The sequence below is a fragment of the Dyadobacter ginsengisoli DSM 21015 genome (assembly GCF_059568735.1).
In genome coordinates this window covers 1,131,531-1,150,291 of record NZ_JCANTY010000001.1, presented here as the reverse complement: position 1 = coordinate 1,150,291, position 18,761 = coordinate 1,131,531, and the positions used below count along the sequence as shown (strand labels likewise).

The 18,761-nt window shown below is 51.2% G+C and carries 19 protein-coding genes; 5 read left to right on the top strand and 14 right to left on the bottom strand.

Translation table 11 applies throughout. The annotated features are described in order from the left end of the window. Positions 1-50 precede the first annotated feature (50 nt). The 14 genes from glgX to BP71_RS04090 form a co-directional block, all read right to left on the bottom strand. Positions 51-2,171, bottom strand: coding sequence for a glycogen debranching protein GlgX (glgX, locus tag BP71_RS04155; protein WP_496376907.1), 2,121 nt, complete (start codon positions 2,169-2,171; stop codon positions 51-53). A 3-nt stretch (positions 2,172-2,174) separates the two neighbouring features. Next, entirely contained in the window at positions 2,175-2,513 is a 339-nt protein-coding gene (locus tag BP71_RS04150; RefSeq protein WP_496376905.1) for an STAS domain-containing protein, read from the bottom strand. 26 nt (positions 2,514-2,539) lie between these two features. Next, on the bottom strand, positions 2,540-4,363 hold the full coding sequence (locus BP71_RS04145; RefSeq protein ID WP_496376903.1) for an AGE family epimerase/isomerase: 1,824 nt from the start codon (positions 4,361-4,363) through the stop codon (positions 2,540-2,542). Positions 4,364-4,491: 128 nt separating this feature from the next. Further along, entirely contained in the window at positions 4,492-4,920 is a 429-nt protein-coding gene (locus BP71_RS04140; protein WP_496376901.1) for a VOC family protein, read from the bottom strand. Between the two features lie 11 nt (positions 4,921-4,931). Further along, entirely contained in the window at positions 4,932-5,501 is a 570-nt protein-coding gene (locus tag BP71_RS04135) for a DJ-1/PfpI family protein (RefSeq protein WP_496376899.1), read from the bottom strand. 35 nt (positions 5,502-5,536) lie between these two features. Then, positions 5,537-5,929 (bottom strand): nuclear transport factor 2 family protein, encoded by a 393-nt coding sequence (locus tag BP71_RS04130; RefSeq protein WP_496376897.1) that lies wholly within the window; start codon positions 5,927-5,929, stop codon positions 5,537-5,539. A gap of 31 nt (positions 5,930-5,960) precedes the next feature. Next, positions 5,961-6,386, bottom strand: a complete 426-nt coding sequence (locus BP71_RS04125; protein WP_496376895.1) for a hypothetical protein — start codon at positions 6,384-6,386, stop codon at positions 5,961-5,963. Positions 6,387-6,432: 46 nt separating this feature from the next. Then, entirely contained in the window at positions 6,433-7,962 is a 1,530-nt protein-coding gene (locus BP71_RS04120) for a GMC family oxidoreductase (protein ID WP_496376894.1), read from the bottom strand. A gap of 28 nt (positions 7,963-7,990) precedes the next feature. Continuing rightward, entirely contained in the window at positions 7,991-9,700 is a 1,710-nt protein-coding gene (locus tag BP71_RS04115) for a thiamine pyrophosphate-binding protein (RefSeq protein WP_496376892.1), read from the bottom strand. After that, complete coding sequence (locus tag BP71_RS04110; RefSeq protein WP_496376890.1) at positions 9,690-10,517, bottom strand: type 1 glutamine amidotransferase domain-containing protein; 828 nt, start codon at positions 10,515-10,517, stop codon at positions 9,690-9,692. Before BP71_RS04110 ends, BP71_RS04115 begins: the two co-directional genes overlap by 11 nt. 72 nt (positions 10,518-10,589) lie before the next feature. Further along, positions 10,590-11,027 (bottom strand): ester cyclase, encoded by a 438-nt coding sequence (locus BP71_RS04105; RefSeq protein ID WP_496376888.1) that lies wholly within the window; start codon positions 11,025-11,027, stop codon positions 10,590-10,592. A 96-nt stretch (positions 11,028-11,123) separates the two neighbouring features. Then, positions 11,124-12,290, bottom strand: a complete 1,167-nt coding sequence (locus BP71_RS04100; RefSeq protein WP_496376886.1) for a nuclear transport factor 2 family protein — start codon at positions 12,288-12,290, stop codon at positions 11,124-11,126. 12 nt (positions 12,291-12,302) lie between these two features. After that, on the bottom strand, positions 12,303-12,713 hold the full coding sequence (locus BP71_RS04095) for an ester cyclase (protein WP_496376884.1): 411 nt from the start codon (positions 12,711-12,713) through the stop codon (positions 12,303-12,305). A 5-nt stretch (positions 12,714-12,718) separates the two neighbouring features. Then, positions 12,719-13,582, bottom strand: a complete 864-nt coding sequence (locus BP71_RS04090; protein WP_496376882.1) for an ester cyclase — start codon at positions 13,580-13,582, stop codon at positions 12,719-12,721. Positions 13,583-14,194: 612 nt separating this feature from the next. Between BP71_RS04090 and BP71_RS04085 the strand changes: the two genes are divergently transcribed. The 5 genes from BP71_RS04085 to BP71_RS04065 all read left to right on the top strand — a co-directional run bounded on the left by BP71_RS04085 (position 14,195) and on the right by BP71_RS04065 (position 18,754). After that, complete coding sequence (locus BP71_RS04085; protein ID WP_496376880.1) at positions 14,195-15,151, top strand: GAF domain-containing protein; 957 nt, start codon at positions 14,195-14,197, stop codon at positions 15,149-15,151. Then, positions 15,148-16,194 carry a sensor histidine kinase gene (locus BP71_RS04080; RefSeq protein ID WP_496376878.1) on the top strand — a complete coding sequence of 349 codons (1,047 nt, stop codon included), beginning with the start codon at positions 15,148-15,150 and terminating at the stop codon, positions 16,192-16,194. Before BP71_RS04085 ends, BP71_RS04080 begins: the two co-directional genes overlap by 4 nt. After that, positions 16,191-16,964: a LytR/AlgR family response regulator transcription factor gene (locus BP71_RS04075; protein WP_496376876.1), complete on the top strand. Its 774-nt coding sequence runs from the start codon at positions 16,191-16,193 to the stop codon at positions 16,962-16,964. The genes BP71_RS04080 and BP71_RS04075 overlap by 4 nt, the downstream gene beginning before the upstream one ends. Positions 16,965-17,078: 114 nt before the next feature. Continuing rightward, the gene (locus tag BP71_RS04070) at positions 17,079-18,056 is read left to right on the top strand and encodes a bestrophin family protein (RefSeq protein ID WP_496376874.1); all 978 of its coding nucleotides are present in this window, start codon (positions 17,079-17,081) and stop codon (positions 18,054-18,056) included. Between the two features lie 5 nt (positions 18,057-18,061). Beyond that, positions 18,062-18,754, top strand: a complete 693-nt coding sequence (locus BP71_RS04065; protein ID WP_496376872.1) for an LCIB family protein — start codon at positions 18,062-18,064, stop codon at positions 18,752-18,754. Positions 18,755-18,761: the final 7 nt, after the last annotated feature.

Here is an 18,761-nt window from a genome sequence, read left to right as displayed (position 1 = left end):
TTATAATGTTTTGAAATGAATGGTTTTGTTTTTTGTCGGTGTCGCTTCCCTTATTTGCCTATGAGAATCACTGTCGCCCTTCCTCCCACCAGGAACCGTCCCTGATCTTCCAGCTTCGGCTCCTTGCCTATCGGATAGATGTCTTCTCCGGATGGCATATCGGTATTGACGGACAAGTGCCAGCTTCTGCCCGCGGGTAATACCGGCAATTCATAATAAAGGGCGTCCCAATAAGAATTCATCGCCACGTACAGAGTATCATCTGCAATGGTGCCGCTTTTCGCGTGCGCACCGTCGAGCATGAAAGCGAGGCACCGGCTGGAACTGGCAAAATCGGGCTGCCATGCCTGCGTACCATGAAAACTGATGTCGGGATATCCGCTGCCCACGTAATCGCGGTGCTGAAAATGCGTACGGCTTCTTAAGACCGGGTGCGCGCGACGGAACCGTGTGATATTGCTTGCGAAATGGTAAATATCAGCGTTCGTTTCCAACAGGTTCCAGTCGATCCAGTTGAGCTCATTGTCGTGACAGTAGGTATTGTTATTGCCCGACTTCGTGCCCCCCATTTCATCACCCGAAAGGATCATTGGTACGCCCTGGCTTACCATCAGGATGGCCAGCGCATTCTTGATCTGCTTGTGACGAAGTTGATTAACGAACGGATCGCCCGTTTCACCCTCGACCCCGCAGTTCCATGAATGATTATCATTACCACCATCATTGTTATGTTCTCCATTCGCTTCGTTGTGTTTTTCATTGTAGGCGAAAAGATCATAGAGTGTAAAACCATCGTGGCAGGCAATAAAATTGATACTCGCGGTCGGGCCACGGTAATGGTACAAATCGGGCCATCCCTGAATACACTGCGCAATCTCACCCACTAATCCCTCGTCCCCCTTAAGAAACTTCCGCACCGCATCCCGGTATTTACCATTCCATTCTGCCCAGCGGCCATAAGCAGGAAATGAACCCACCTGGTAAAGTCCGCCTGCATCCCACGCCTCGGCCACCAGCTTGCACTTCGCAAGGATGGGATCGTATGCGAGGGATTCCAGTAATGGCGGGTTGCTTAATGGAGCGCCGTTCTGATCGCGCCCGAGAATAGCGGCCAGGTCGAAACGGAAGCCGTCGATATGGTAATCTGCCGCCCAATAGCGGAGGCAATCAAGCACCATGTTCCGCACTACGGGATTGTTACAATTCAATGTGTTTCCCGTTCCCGAGAAATTGAAATAGTACCCTTCCGGCGTCAGCATGTAATAGGTCTTGTTGTCTATCCCGCGAAACGAGATGGTATGCCCCCGGTGATCTCCCTCAGCCGTATGGTTGAAAACCACATCCAGCATCACCTCGATTCCGTTTTTATGGAGCTCTTTGATCAGCGTTTTCAGTTCGTCGACCTGCATCCCGAACTTTCCGGTCGCTGCGTAACCCGCCTTCGGTGAGAAAAAATTGACAGTACTGTATCCCCAGAAATTGACGATCAGCCCGCCCGTGACCGGGTTCTCCCGGCTATTCTCCCATTCATCGAATTCGTAGATGGGCATCAGCTCTACGCAGTTTACCCCCAGCTCTTTCAGGTAGGCGACTTTACTGCGGATCGCTGCAAACGTGCCGGGATTTTTGACGTTCGAAGAGGGATGTTGCGTGAAACCCCGCACGTGCATTTCATAGATCACCAGATCTTCGATCGGCGTCTCCAGCGGGTGGTCATTCTCCCAGTCGAAATCCTCAAAAACCAGGCGCGAGCGGTAGGGGTACACATTATCCCAATTGGGTTCGGCCAGCCAGCTGTCCCGTCCCCCGATCGCCTTCGCGTAAGGATCGCTCAGAATTATACTTTTATCGAAACGATGCCCCTCCCCGGGCTTGAATGGGCCGTCCATCCGGTAGCCATATTCGAGCCGCTCGTAATCGAGGTCGAATACGATCATGGAATATACATTTCCGGTCCTGAATTCCTCGGGAAACCGTATCTCGGCAAATGGCTGGGCTTCTCCCCTTTCAAACAACACCAGCGTGCAGTCGATCGCCTCACTGGAATAAATGCTGAAATTGATCCCATTAGGCACCATCGTCGCGCCGAATGGCAACACATGCCCGCGGCGGAACTTGATCCCCTGCTGTTCGTGCGTGGGGTAATAGTCTATCCGGATATCTGTTGCCATACCTCAGTTTTGTTTTAGGATGACAATTGCTTCCCCTATCTGACCAACGATCGTGAAAAAGTTGATAAAGCCGGTGGTTGACATCACGTCCTGGATGTCTTCCGATACCCCTACCAGCACTACTTTTCCATTCTGTCCCTTGATGTTCCGGTAGACCATCAGTAACACCCGAAGCCCGGCGCTCGACATGAACCCCACCGCCGTAAGGTCAATCGCTACCTGCTGGCTCTGATCGGTGGCTTGCCGCGCGCTTTTCTCAAACTCCGGTGCCGTCTTGCTATCGATATCTCCTGCCACCTCGACAACCGAGATGCCATCCTGTTCGGTAATTGTAACTTTCATCTGAAAAGGTTCTTTATGTGACCGGATTACACCACAGGGCTGATCTGTACTTTCACACGGATGCGTTCGTCTGTCTGAGGCAGCTTCACGGTCAATCCCTGTGCATCGAAGTCCGCATAGGGCTGGTCGTTGATAAACACCTCGCTGATATAGACGCTTCCGGCAGGCAAAATGTCCGGGGAAACGCGGAGGATGTTGTCCGGCCAGCTATTCGGATACGGTTTGAAATAGAAATAGGTTGGCTGTTTGGTGATCAGCAGGTTAATGTAAACCGCCGACAGGTAGCAAAGCTCCGTGCTGTGGTAGGCACTCATGGAATGGCTTCCTTTGAAACGTTCCGTTCCAAGCAGGTAAGGCATTCCGTTGGCCAGCACATTGAAGTACACACCACCATCGTCGTTATCGAGGAAGAACGCATTGTAGAATGCCGCGGCTTCACGTGCCTGCTTTTCGTACTCCTTGTCGCCCAGAATACCATAAAGGATCAGGTAAGCGAGGATCGCCTGTTCCTGCTGCCACCATGCCTTGCGGTCGTGCCATACGAACTGATGGCGGTCGCCGGTTTTGAGTTCGCGCTCCACCACATCATACCATCCGCCTCGCTGCTGGTCCGAACCAGCAGCCGGCATCAATGCAGCGATTTTCTTCGCGAATTCGAGGTAATCTTCCTTCGGCGTGATTGAATGCTGGCGCATGAGGTTCCAGGCAATTTTCAGGTTATGGCCCACCACCGCACGGTTTTGCTGCCATCCCCAGGTCTGGTCCTTACTCCAGTCCTCGAAAAATTTCTCCTGCACAAACGAGCTGTTTTCGTAGTCGGGGAAATATTTGGTAATGGTATCGAAAGTATATTCCAGGAAGTCGGCATGCTTCTTCTCTCCCGTTGCCAGGTACAGATTGATCAGATAAGCAGGCGCGTGGTCACCCACCGAGTTCCAGTTTTTGCGAGCTTTGTTGTGCGCGAGCGATTCCTCGTGTGCGTCGAGCGTGATGGGGTGCAGGTGCGAATAATAGCCTACACCATTGTGGTCTTTGAAATATTTTTCAAAAAGATCGATCGTCTTGTCTATATCGAAACGGATGCGTGGATCACCGGTAATGCGGTAGGTCTGCGTAGGTCCCGCCAATGCGTAGATCTGCTCGTACATGGGCAATGCATCCAGATCGTCCCCAAACTCGGAAGTCAGCAGCTTGGTTTCTTTCTGACCTTCCACTTTCAAACCATGATACCAATAAACCAGGTCATCATCCTGATCGAAGAAACGCATGTGATCGCGCAGGTATTCGGTACCCAGCTCGGCACCTTCGAGGAATTCATCCTTTCCGGTGAGCAGATAAGCCGATGCGAAGCCGTAGACCATGCGCGAAATGGTATCTGTTTCCTGCAAATAATCCCCTTTTTTCGCTCCTCCCAGGTGGAGCATCGTCCGGTAATTTTTGTAATTAATGTCTTCTTTGGGATAATCAAACTGCCATTTCAGGTAACTCGATGCAATGGAGCTGATCTGGGTGATCCACCAGTTCTGTTCTTCGTGGCGATATACCTTGGGCTCTTTGCCCGGGAAAATCAGTTGCTGCGCCTCGAATGCCGGCTCATCCGCCCCCGCATTGGGATAAAATGTGCCATATGCGAAAACGTACTGCCCGTTGGTAGCCAGAAAGGCGGTGATATCGCCCGGATCCTGCCAACCCTCGGTGAGGTTCTGCACGCTGCGCGCATAGGTGGAGGCGATCAGCTGGAGTTTGAAAGGCCTCTTATCCGAGGTTTCCAGCGTAAACCACCGTTCCTGCGGATTGTACCCTGTGATATACCCCGCAATGGTATCAGAAAAGGTGAAATTGATATTCATGCTTTTGATATTAAGGTGTTTAAAAATGCTTTTTGAAAAATATTCTGTCGGTTCCCGATAGTCGGCGGACGCCACCATTCATTACATTAAAGCTGCACCGTCACTATTGCGCAGCTGCGTGGCAGGGTTCATGCGACTGCCTCAGGCTCCTGGTCGCGATAGCCTTCTGTGATCTCGATGATGTTTCCTTCGGGATCTTTGAGCCAAACGGTTTTCCAGCCTTCGATCACGTCGTCGAAATGCAAAGGTCCCAGTGTGATCACGGCGTCGTCCCCCATGGCTTCGATCTTGGCATCCACATCTTCCACCGAAAACGCGATGTGGCGCAAACCGGGATAATGCGGGCCGTCGGCTTCGGACATCGGGCAGGGTCGCTCTTCCTCGGGCGGGAAGATCTCGAAGTAGAAATTCTCTTCATTTTTCAAAAAAACCAGCTCGGCGTCGTCGCCCAGACTGATCGTCCTGGCCCGCTTGAAACCAAAATGCGTTGCGTAAAATGATTCGAACCGGGCCAGGTTTTTGACGGTAAGTGCCAGGTGAAAAAATGTCGTGTTCATAGTTGTATGGGTTATCTGGATGAGAGCGTCTCGATGATCTGTCTGGCAAACAGGTGCGCATGCCCTCCCGATCGTCCGGTGATCAGGTCACCATCCACTACCACATCTTCATTGACATAGGTAGCGCCATATGCCTTCGCGTCGCCGATCAGGTTGTTGTGACACACTAATTTCCGTCCCCGCACCAACTCCGTAGCCGGTGCGGTAAGCCACAAACCATGGCAGATAATGCCCTTAACAATGCCTGGCTCGGCAAATACCCTTTTTAGGAATGCCGTTGCAGGGGGGATCTTCTCCACGTCCTCGGTGTAACGCAGGCGGTCGGAAACCATGCCCGACGGGACAATGATGGCATCATAGGTGCGGAGCTCTTCGTCGCTCATTCCTTCGAAAGTCTCCCAGCAATCCATCGGAGCCCGGTATTCGTGCCCGTGGAAGGTGAGTCTTTCCTGGCCCCACAACCTGGTCAGAAAACGGAGGTCGGCGCCTTCCTCCGGGAAACGGAATTTGTAATAGAAGATCTCATTCTCGAAGTAGTCCGCTTCGAACAGGACCCCGATTTTTTTTCCTGCAAGTTTCATGGTAACAGGGTTTAGGCGTAGATGTATAGTTTAGGTTAAGCCAAAGAACCGTCGGGATGCTGGACCATACCAGCGAAATGGATGGCAATCCTGCCGTTTTCGAGGACCCAGCTATCAGCAAAGCGCATCTCGCTCTTTTGCCCGCCAGCGGTCATCGTAATCTGTTCGGTGATCATCAGCGTCTCCGGATTTTCCGTCTCTGCCCAGAAGACGATTTCCGTTTCGAGGCCATCTATGCCCAGGATCCCCTGCATGTGCTCATTTACCTGGTCGCGGCCTTTATACACGACCGGCGATTTCGAAAAACTGCTGATCAGCGTCGCATCATCGGTGTACTGGTCAAGCAATGCATCGATATTCTTATCGAGGATAAACTGGATATGTTCCTTGTACATCCTGCCCAGTTTGGTATCCGGCACGTTCTTCATGGATTGATTTCTGTTAAAATGAGAGAATGGTTTAGAGCGTAGCCGAGCCCTCATGATATTCGAGACCGTCGACTATGTATTTGGTAATAATTGCCTTACCGGCGCCATTCAGCTTTACTTCCCAGGTCTGGAAAGCATCGCATTTGATACGTTTGCTGAATGGTTCCGGCGCATTCCACACGCTGGCTTCCCACTGCACAACCACCTTCACCGTGGCCTTGTCGCCTTCAATATCGGCTTCGACCGTCTTGACGGTATGTACTTCGTCAAAGAATATGCGGATCACACGCTGGAACCAGCCTTCAAATCCGGCATGGCCGTAGATCGTCACTTCGGGAAAAACCATTTCCAGTTCCGCATCTGCAAGCAGCGGCAGCACTTCTACCATCGGGACGTGAACGTCCAGTTTTTTATACCAATCTTTGGCTAGTTCAACTATGGCTTCCTGAGTTAGCATTGTGATGTCTTTTAAGGTTTGAAATAAAATGATCGGGTGGTTGTGCTTACGAATTGTCTTCCAGGATCATATCGGCGGCTTTTTCACCGATCATGAAACAGGCTGCTACTGTATTGCCGCTGGTCACGGTCGGCATTACGGAGGCGTCTGCCACGCGCAGGTTGGCGATGCCGTATACACGCAGGCGCGGATCGACCACAGCGTCAGGATCCTGCCCGATCCGGCAAGTCCCGGCGGGATGCCAGATCGTCGTGCTTTGACTTTTGATAAAGGCCGGAATGTCGGCCCCTTCCCCGGGGACCATTTCACCGCCATTCAATTCCAGGAATTTAGGCGTATTGGCAAGGTTCCTGACGAGTGCTACGGCTTTGGACAATACAGCCACATCGGCTTCGCTGTCCAGGTATTTCGGGTTTACAACCGGAGCGTCAGCAGGGTTTTTGGATCGGAGTGTTACCTCTCCCCTGCTTTCGGGCTGCACCAGTATCGGCAGGAATATACACACGGGGCCTCCAAGGTCAGGTAAAACAGGTGCCAGTGGCTGTGGCAAGCTGGGCGTAAAATTGATCTGGAGATCGACCGGGCTGTCTTCGTTTTTAGTGTTCACAAAAAGCGCATTGCCGGTCAGTAGCGTCGTACGGGGCATTGCTATTTTGGAACGGAAGATCATAGGCAGTTGCAAATGATCCTGTAAATTTTTGCCTACCCCCGGCAAATCGACAAACACCGGAATGTCGTGGGCCCGCAACGCTTCCGCAGGACCGATTCCGGAAAGCAGCAGCAGTTTTGGCGATGCTAATGCACCTGCCGACAGGATCACCTCCCGCGACGCCAGGGCATGCCAGGTCTGTCCCCCATGCCGCAACTCAACGCCAAAAGCATTACCATGTTCGATTAATATGCGCAAGACCAGTGCCTCGGTAATTATCGTCAGGTTTTCGCGATCGGCCACCGGGTCCAGGAATGCAGAAGCACCGCTGTCCCGCTGACCATTTTTGCTGATGTGGAACTGGAGCAACCCGGCACCGTTCTCTTGTCGCATACCATTGTAGTCCCAGTGAGGCCCGTCGAAGCCCAGTTCTGTGGCACCAATGGAGAAATGTTCTGAACGCATCACCTCATCCGGGCAGTCGCGGATACTCAGCTCCCCACCTGTTTCGTGATATTCCGAAGCACCGTTTTCAAAATTTTCCGATTTTTTGAAATAGGGCAAAACGTCCTTGTATCCCCATCCTGTGGCACCTTTGGCTTCCCATTCATCGAAATTACCGGGGTTGCCACGCACATACATCATCGCATTCAGCGACGTACTGCCGCCCAGGACTTTTCCCTGATTGATCACGATCTGGCGTCCGCCGAGACCTTGCTGCCGCGTCGTTTCAAGTTTCCAGTCGAGGTTTGAACCCCAAAGGCTCACAAAACCTGCCGGGTCTTTAATGGCCGGTTCGCTGTCGGCGCTACCTGCTTCTATCAGTAACACTTTGCGTTGTGAATCAGCGCTGAGGCGGTTGGCCAGCACACTGCCCGCAGCTCCGGCCCCCACAATGATAAAATCGTATATCTGATTGTTCAGCATCTCAAAGGTGAAGGGTTTAGATGGTCAGCTAATGTGAGCAATTGATTTTCACCCACTCCGACCGGTGGTCTCCTTCCAGCACCAGGTCGATCAGGAAGGGCTTATCGTCGGCCAGCATCCGCTCGATTGCGGGGCCTATTTCCTCCTCCGTTTCAACTCTTACCGATTCCACGCCCATCGACTGAGCGAGCATATCGAAACGGATCGCGGGATAAGACAGATCGAACGGAAGCGGATAATCGTGTTTGCCAATTTCCCTTTCCTTCCAGTATTGGTCAATATTGAGCTGTAAAAGCTTATAGGAACCGTTGTTGCACACGACAAACTTTGCACCTGTCTGGTGCCGCACCGCGGACCAGAGTGCCTGGATCGTGTACATGGATCCGCCGTCGCCGGAAAATCCGATGACCGTCTTTGACGGATTAGCCAGCTTCGCACCGATTGCGCCGGGAAATCCCACTCCGAGAGACCCGCCGCGGGTAACAAAATAGCTTCCGGCCCGGGTCGGTGGAATGTAACGGCTCACGGCTGGCGAACTGGTTAATGCCTCATCAAAGATGACCGTTTCGTCCAGATCAAGCTTTTCGGCCAGCACCCGTGCAAATTGAGCCATGTGCAGCGGTGCCTTACCCGGTTGCGCGTCATCCAGTTCTTTTTCGCTATTGATTTTCTCCTGCTTTGCACTACCGATCAACTCTATACGTGACTTCGCTGCGGCGGTTTGGCCGGGCGTCATGATGGCTTCGATCGTTTCGGCCAACTCCGCCAGGGAAAGTTTCGGGTCGCTGACTACGCCCAGGTCGACCCGATGATTTTTAGCGATCTCATAAGCATTCAAATCATAATGGATCACCTTTGCACCGGGTGCGTAAATCTCGCCAAGGTCAGGAAATACTTCAGGCACCATGTAGGTCCCAACGATCAGATTAACATCTCCCCTGGTCGTAATGGGATGGCTGTAAGACCCGAACATATGTCCGGTCGTACCCTGGTAAAGCGGGTGCGTATTGTCCATAACCACATCCCCGAATTCGACTCCGTAAACCTCAGCACCTAATAATTCAGCCACGCGGGTCAGTTCCGTGATAGCCCCGGAATATGCGACTCCGTCGCCCACAAAAATCATCGGTTTTTCTGCTGCAACGAGCATTTCCGCCGACTGACGGATCAGGCTGGGTGCGGGCGATACCCGGGTAGAGGGAATGCAGGATGGAAAGACGGGTTCGTCATTGATTTCATCCAGCACATCCATCGGCAGGCATACGTATACGGGCCCCATTGGTGGCGTAGAGGCAATCTTAACAGCCTTGCGTAACGTCCGCAGCAACGATTTCGACGAGGTGGCCATAGTCGAAAATTTCGTAACCGGTGCCATCATGCCGACCAGGTCGTTGGCCATTTGGGCGTCCATATTCATGTATTGCACGCCAGCGTCGGACCCGATAACAACCAGCGGGGCATGCCCTCTTTTCGCCTGATATACGGCGCCGACTGCATTGCCGATCCCCGGCGAGCTGTGCAGCTGCACGAGGGTAGGCTTTTGTGTGGCTCGGGCGTAACCGTCAGCCATCATCACCGCGATGGTTTCCTGCAACGTAAGGACGTATTTCATCTCAGGGTACTCGGCCACGGCATCCAGGAATCCCTGCTCAACCGTGCCCGGGTTACCGAACATGTATTCCATGCCATCCGCGAGGAACTGCTCGATGATCTTTTGATTTCCGGTCTTACCAGCCATAACGTTTGAGACCTTTATCGAGCACATTGACAAACTGCTCCCCGAATTCGAACGAGCATTGCAGCGAACGCGCCGTAATGAATGGATAGTCCACGATCACCGACGTTTCCTTTCCGAAGTTACCATGGTATTGTCCTTCCGGGCCTACGGCATCCGCCAGGATGTATTCCAGTACGTATGGCGGAGGTCCCATGTTCAGATCGGTATGCAGGAAACCGGTTCCATCGTGGTAATCGTATTCGATGCAATGGCCTGTAACATGTTTGCCGCGGATAATGGACCGGCGCTCATTGAAGTCCCTGGCAAAAACCAATGGAGCAACACCATAGCAGATACCTGCTACCGGCATTTGCTTGTTATAAAATCCCAGTACCAGATCGTGGACCCGCTGGTTGTTCACCATATCGATGATCGGACCGCTGCCACCGACCAGGAACACGGCCGCATACTCTTCCGTGAGCTTTTCCTGGGCAATTTTCAGATCGGAATAGTACTTCTCAAATGTCCGGAGAAAATCAGGTGTTGAGAAGTAAGGGCGTTCCGGGACGAGATCTTTCAGGCTATGACGTGTTTCGAGGCGGTTTGTCGCTTCGAAGGCCTTCACCTTTTCAGCTGCCAGCGGAGTCGTCACACAGACGCCCAGCGGTGGATCTACATAAGTCGTATCATAGCTGGGAGGCAATGCTTCCGCTTTTTTGCCATTGGGTGTCACGAATTCGACGGTGTAACCCGCCTCTTCGAGCTTTTCGAGCGGACCAACGAGCTCAATGCCCCAGTAACCGTATTCCGACAATACGGCGAGTATTTTCTTTGACATAAGATTCAGTGTTTCGGAGAAATCTAAAAAAGAGGATAAACTGATAGGGAGGAGGATTTAGTAGTTGGGGGATCAATGTCCGGGGGGCGGCGGTACTACGCCCAATTGCTGCAACAAGCCCAGTTCGTCGACATTGGCCCATCGCTCGGCGATCTTGCCGTTGTTGAGGCGCACGGTGGTGGTCCCGGTCATGGTGATCGGTTTGCCTGATGGCGGCATTCCCATAACACCACCGGTATCGGTACCGTTAAGTCTCCATCTGTGAACGACTTTGTCACTAACAAAAATCTGGTCTTCGATCGTCAGCTGCACGTCTGGCATTGCCCCGCGAAACATCCCGATAATACCTTTAAAACTGGCTGAGCCCGGCTCGGAAACTGTCTTGCCGCCTACCTGTGAGTGATCAATGGCGTCGGCTGTCAGTAGGTCCTCCCGCACGATACCGGTGTTCCAGGCCGCTTCGAAAAACTCGATGCAAATTGCATTGTTCTGTTCTGCTGTAAATGACATAGTTGAAATATTTAAGGGTTGAAAAGTATGAATGCTTTAGGCTGTAGGCTGTAAGCCAAATGCGGTCTGTTTTATAGTCAATTTCAAAACAGTAGCTTATAGCTTATGGCTCGCATTTACCGTGAATGGTCTTCCATTTTGAAATGCTTCTACGATCCAGGCGGTATTAATATAGTTTTTAAAGAGGGTAACCTGTCCTTCATCGTTGGTCTCCACGACATGCACGACACTCGTTTTGAACGGCAGGCCAGTGGCCAACGATGTACCGGCTTCGTCGATCACGATAGCGGCGACATTGTCCTGATAGATCATCCGTGTGGGTTTGAAATGATCGAAATGCATGGTTTCCAGGATCTGGCTTGCCGATTCGGCCGCTGCATCCGGGCCTATCCGCTCGCCCGCCCATGAAAGCAGATCCGGAGGGCCGAAAATATCCCAAACCACATTGGCTGCAAACACTTTCCTTACTTCGGGTACATTCAGCCCCTGCAGGGCAGCATACATCGCCTTCACCGTCCTGACCGTCTGCGGAGGCCTTTCGAAAACATTTGTGTCGAACACGATGCTGTCTGTCGTTCGTTCGGCCGCCACGGGCTGGATCACATGATAATGCGGATCATTCCCTACCGGCGGGATCGTGAAGGGCCTGCCGCCAAAAATCGCTTCGATGAGGGGAAATGTGTCGCGGTAGTATTGTAATTGACTGATCTTCCCATTCCTGACAGTCACCCAATGTACCACACCCCCACTGTAAGGAACACCGTACCGGGACTCGCCGCTCCCGTGCAGTACAACCGCAACCGTGTTGCCCTGCGCGATGTACCGGCTTGGTTCCAACCTATCAACTGCGAGACCTTCGTTGAGTAAAACAAAATATTTTGAAACGCCCGCATGTCCTTTCCAGCTTCCTGCCCAGGGCATGATATCGGTTGGGCCGGCTACTTCCCACACCACATCTTTCGCCAAAAAGTCCAGCACATCGGACAGATTATTAGCCTGCCATGCTCTGTAAAAATCCCGCAGCAATGCTACCGGGTCCAGGTCGAAGGCATTAACGTCGGCTACTATCGCGATTTCTTTACCTGCCGTTGTCCTGATGACAGTGTCCCGATCGCGCTGGCTGAAGCGCAGCCCCCTTCTCGAAAGCCCCGGTGTGTTGATGACCAGCACACCATTGTCGGCATCGAAACCGTCGACAATCACCGGTTCAGCGGGAAGATCCCCGTCGGCGATCAGAAATTGCGCTGCGCTTTTTGTCTCCATGCCGAATGGGTGTTATAGCACTTTGAGTTGCTGAAGTAACCCAAGGCTATCCTGAGCGACCCACATTTCTACGATCTTGTTGTCCTTGATCCGGAAAATATCGATTCCCTGGTCGTACACCTGGAGGCCGGTTGTATCCCGTCCCAGAAACGTGCCTGTGTTGGTGGCCACATACGACCAGCGGCTCACCACCTTGTCTCCGTCTGCCAGCTCATCGTGCAGTGTGAAATGCACGTCGGGAAATGCCAGCAGGGCTGTTTCGAACCATTTGCGCAGCGTGGGCGGTTGGTGTGCCTGCCCGGGCGGGAAGTGGAACGTTACGTCCTCGACGGCGATTTCGTCCAGCACTTCGCCTCTCTTTTCATTCCATAGTTCAAACCAATACCGGCGCACTATGGCTTTGTTGTCTTCTGTCTGTGTCATGGGAGTCAGGAAGGAATTGCACCTAATTGTTGCATCAGGCCGAAATCATTTTCATTGACATGAACGGAAGCGATCCTGCCATTTTTGATGGTAAAAATATCGATACCATAATCCTTGATATGGTTCCCGGTCGGTGCAGCGCCCAGAAATTCGCCCTGATGCGTGCCCTCGATATTCCAGCGACTGGCTACCTTGTCGCCTTCCGCGGTTTGCCTCATGACATTGAACTTAATGTCGGGAAATGCATTGCGGAGATAAGAAACAAAGCCTTTGAATGCGGGGTATCCGGCGATCGGCTCGGGTTGGGTTGGGATGATAAATTTAAAGTCGGGATCAAGGATTTCTTCCACGACCTCCAACTTACCCTGGCTCATAATTTCATCAAAGTACCTTGAAGCCAGTTGGTTATGTAGCTCAAAGTCAGGAGCGGCTACGGCGGCATCGGAAGGTAATACACCAAGCTGGAGCATCAGACCCAGGGTATCTTCATGGCCGATGGACTCGACGATCTTTCCGTCCTTGATCGTATGCCAGGTCATACCGTCTATCTCAAAGTATTTGCCTGTCGCTTCCACATTGCCTTTAATCGTCAGTAATGGGCTGCCGGTATGCGTGCCCCCTCCTCTCCACCGGGTGATCACCCAGTCGCCGCCTGCTACCATCTCCTGCGGATTGATGTAAAAATCGGGGAAAGCACCATGCAGCATATGCACCAGGCCCATGAAGCCATCGGGGCCGTGGAAAGGCTCCGGATGCGTGGGGAGGGTGAAAATAAAGTCCTGCGCCAGGATTTCCTGAGCAGTCTGCTCATTCATCCCGTTCATGATCTGGTAGAAATAACGTCTGGAAATTGCCTTATTCTGATTCATTTTCTTCTGCTTATCAGGTGAAAGGTTTGGTTTAGCAATTCAAATGGGCACCGCTTACTGTGCTATTCTGTTTCAAATATCTCCACATCCGCTTCCACGGACTTTCAAATACTGACCGAAACTGAAAAAAACCGATGTGAACTCTTTGAATCCCGAAGTCAAACCGTTCCCTCAGACTGTCAGGCTGAAAAAAACGGCATCAAATTTCCTTTTCACGGATTGAAGCAGAATTTATCGTACCTGAATTCACCCCAAACGCATTTTTTTATTCGTAAATGCTGATGTAGAACTAGTTATATAAAAATGGATTTGACTATATTGGAGGCAGAAATTTCGGGCTGGCTCCTTGATTGCTTTTTTTATACTATTTTGCACTTATCCGGTAGTAAAATTTCTACTTTAATCAGTATTATTGCAGCCGGACCCGCTTACCCCGCACAAATCAGCAATCTAAGCCGCAGACAGGCCGATTTTTTACGCACATTTCTGACAGCGCTGCCGCATCCGGCAATACACCTTAAAATACTATGGCATAACCAGCCTGTGATGATTTTGCTATTCCTTTCAAGTACCTATTAACACTACCTTTCACAACTTAAAAGATTCTCTTCTATGAAACCTTTGAACCTCCTGGTCGTTGCGATCCGAAACGAATGGCTGGGGTTGCTGGAAGACTCCCTGAGTTATGCCGGCTATCAGTTCCGAATCAAGCAGGCCAATTCCAAGCAATCCGCTATTAAAGCATTTCATGAAGCCAAATACGATCTGCTGATCTCTAACTGCATCCTGCCCGACGGTAAGATCACCGACCTTGCCAATGTACTGGGCAGCCAGCTTCCCTGCCTGGTCATGACGGAAGGACATTGCCCCGTCACCGCGGAGCGTGTGCTGGCCGTAACGGAAACGAATTATTATATCAACTGCTCCAACAAGCTCGGCTGGATCCCTGCACTCGAAAACACGCTTTCGAAATGGGAAGACAATGCCAAACAAAAACTCGATCAGCACGTTCAGAACCACGATAATCTTTATAAAAAGGTGCTCTCTCGCTGCACCGAGCTATTGATTACACACAAGAAAGCCAACCAGGCCATTTCGGAAGTCCTTCGCCTGCTGACCGACGTAATGGACCTGAGCCGCGCCTATCTTTGCCTCAGAACCGCAGCCAGCCATGGTGAACCGCTCATTACCAGGCAAACCGAGGCCGTCGCATCCGGTGTTTCATTAAAACACAACCTTGCCAGAGACTCCGCTGAAATCCCTTACCTGAAACGATGGGCCGCGCTGTTCGAAGCGGGACTGACGGTGGCTGAAATGAACAACCTGCTTCCTGCCGCTGAGCAGCAGCTGTTTACCCGGCACGACATCCAGTCATTCCTTGCTGTCCCCATCCGCATTGGCGGCAGCTGGATCGGATATATCGCGATCGAAGATGCCTTGAATCCCCGGGAATGGTCCGAAGCCGATGAAGCGCTGATGCATTCGGTGGCTGACCTGATCCAGAAAAAACATTTCACAACTGCCCCATCATCCCGGCATAACCCTGAATTACTGACCAGCCCGGCATGAATGCTGATCTGAATTACCGGAACGGGATGTCGTTAGGTTGGCGTCTCTGTTTCATTTTAAGCCTGTTCGCTACCATTCCCAGGCTGATATTCGTATGGACATCGCTGTTCAGTCCCACCGAATTCGGAATGGGCGTGCTGGATATTTGTATCCAGTTTATCATCAGTTTTGAGTTTGCGTGGATGTTTGTATACATCTGCCTGCAACATACCTACCAGATCCCGAGCTGGTTCAACCGCCAGAATCCGTGGATACAGGGATTGTTGCTCATTATTCTTTTTCTCGGCATCAACGAGATCCTGTTTCAGCTTAAAATTGCGCTCGACGACGACAATTCAGATATCGTCATTTTCCGGGTAGTTTACTATCTCTACCACGTTCTGTTACTGGTTGCGATCCTCGGTTTCCGGAACTTTCTGCTCACTACGCAGGAAAATCACAAGATCGGAATGGAAAACGAGCAGCTCAAACGTGAACAGCTCAAAGCGCAGCTCGAAGCGCTCCGCAACCAACTGAACCCGCATTTTCTTTTCAATGCGCTCAATATCCTCAACATTTCGATTATTACAAATCCGGACCTCGCCCAGCGCATCGTACTCGATTTGTCCGATATCTTGCGATACAACCTCAAAGTGCAGAACCAGAACCTGATCCTGCTCAACGATGAACTTGCTGCTGCCCGTGCGTACCTGGACCTCCACAAGGCACGGTTCGGGGAAAAAATGGCATTCGAATTCGTCGGAACCGACACCAGCAGGGAGTGGTACATTATTCCGCTGTCGTTGCAGTTACTGATCGAAAACGCCATCAAACATAACGTGATTACGTCCAGCCAGGTTTTGCTGATCCAGATCCGGCTCAACGAGCAGGAAAAACAAGTAGTCGTCATGAATACCGTCAACAAGAAGCTCAACGCGCCCAGTACAGGCATCGGGTTACAGAACCTCGATAAACGGTACCGGATCCAGACCGGCCAAAAACCGTCGCTGACGGAAGATGAACAACAATTTACAGTAAAAGTACCCTTGATTGAAGCTCCATGACAAGAATCCTGATCATAGAAGATGAGCAGCCCGCCGGGCAGTACCTTACCCAGTTAATCCAGAAAGCCGATCCGAAAACTTATATTCTGGGCGTGATCGAGAGTGTAGAGAATGCGATCGAATGGCTTAGCAGCAATCCTGTTCCGGACCTGATCTTCCTGGATGTCCAGCTCGGTGACGGCACCTGCTTCCAGGTATTTGAGCAGATTTCCATCGGTTGCCCCGTTATCTTCACAACGGCCCATGACGAGTATGCGTTGCGGGCTTTCAAACTCAACAGCATTGATTACCTGCTGAAACCGATCCGGCCCGAGGCTTTGAAGTTCAGTCTGGACAAATACTACCAGCTCAACCAGGAGAATGCGATCAACAAGGTGAAGTACCTGGAAGAGCTCATGCACACGGAGATCCTGAACCGCAAAAATCCAAGGAGAAGCTTCCTCGTTCCTTACCGTGATAAACTCATTCCCCTGAAAGACTCCGACTTCGCCTGGCTCACGATCCGGAACAGCGTTGTTGTAACGACCCTGCACGACGACCGGAATTTCGTGCTGGACAAGACCCTGGAAGAGCTTGAAAACCAGCTCGATGCATGCAGTTTCTTCCGGGCCAACCGGCAGTTTATCATTTCCCGGCAATGCATTACGGAAATTGAGCTTTACTTCAACGGCAGGCTGCTGGTCAGGACCTCGCCTGCATCGCCGAACCAAATCCTGATTTCAAAAGAACGGGTACCTGTTTTCAAAAAGTGGTTTGAGGAACAGATGTAAAAATCCAGGGGTGGATTTGGTGGTTTGATCAACGAAATTTGCTGTTTCGCCAAAGTTCGGGTAAAGTTTAGGAAGTCAATGTAAATCTTCGCGGCATCATCTATTCTTTACCCGATGTACACCGCCCGCGAAATCAAACTGAGGATCATATTGTCCTTTGCCTGGAAAGCCATTCTGTTCTGCTTCCTTTATGCCACATCCTTGTGTGCGCTCAGTCAATGGCTGGGTATTGCAATCGGTATTTCCTTTGTGCCGATTGGCCTCATCGGTACGGCAGTAGCTTTTTATGTGGGTTTCAAAAACAATTCCTCCTATGAAAGGCTTTGGGAAGCCCGACGTATCTGGGGCGCGTTCGTGAATGCAAGTCGCACCTGGGGTGCGCAGGTAAGTACTGGCGTACATGCGGAGGAATCGGTGAAGTCGCAACTCATGCACCGGCACATTGCATACGTCAATGCAGTCCGAATCCAGTTACGCGCTAAAAGTGTATGGAATGACACCGGCACCACAGCCCATTCGGTTGTTAAAACGCATCATAATGCCGCAGATGCATCGCTTGAAAATCTACTACGACAACTCGTCAACAAAGAAGAGTCTGCATATTTTCTTTCCAAAAAAAACCCTGCTACCCACATCATGAAGGTCCAGGCCGCGCAGCTCGATATTTTACTTCAAAACGGGCAGATCAATGAAATGGCGCACTTCCACATGATGAACGTCCTTCAGGAGTTCTACAATCAGCAAGGCGCAGCGGAGCGGATCAAGAATTTCCCCTTTCCGAGGCAATATGCCTATTTCAGCAAAGTTTTTGTGTGGCTTTTCATCCTGGTGCTGCCATTCGGATTGATCAACGAGTTTGCAAAGCTGGGTGAAAACCTGATCTGGCTTACTATACCGAGCTACATGCTGATTGCCTGGGTTTTCAACACCATGGAAGTAGTAGGCGACACCAGCGAAAATCCGTTTGAAAATGCCATTAACGACATTCCGATGACGGCCATTTGCCGGACTATCGAGATCGATCTCCGCGAGATGCTCGACGAAAGTGATATCCCTGCTCCCATCACCCCCATTAATCATATTTTAATGTAATCATTATGCTCGAACAAGTCCGGAAGTACTTTCCTAATGCCGTCCCGTCGAATGAATTTGTATTGAATATCTATCAAAAACTCACACCGTACGAGCTTACGCCTGACAAAATCCTGTTGGCGCATTCCATTTGCTCGGACGACGTCAATGCTATTGAATACCCGGAAAAAGGGCGACAAATGCTGGGGCCGTTCAACCTTGGTGGCCTGAATGGTTATCCGTTTACCGGACTTACCGGCATGAGCGCATTCGCGCACCACGTGCCCGAAGATGGAGCTGCGCTTATATTCTACGCTCCACATATCGGCGTAAGCGCCGAAGGAGAACTCGGTAAAATCCTTCGCGTAGGCCAACACGAAACTTCCAGTTGCTGCGGCGCAGCCATCCTCGCATTGAACCGCCTCCTAAAAAACGAAATCATCCCCGGAAACAAACCCGAGGATGATTATCAGCAGCATACTTTACAATCTTTTCTGTATCAGGAAAAAGACCGGATCCTGAATGCCGTCCACCCGATTAAAGAAGCGACGGAAGTGATTTTCGAGCAATCCGGCAAACTCATCGACCACCTCATTCCGCAAACCACCTTTACCGGAAAGCACATCTTTGTAGCTGGTGCGATCATTATTAATACGGATTGGCAGCACGGGTCGTTTTTGGAGTTACGGCGGTTTGAAAAAGTGGCCCCAAACAACTAACCTAGGA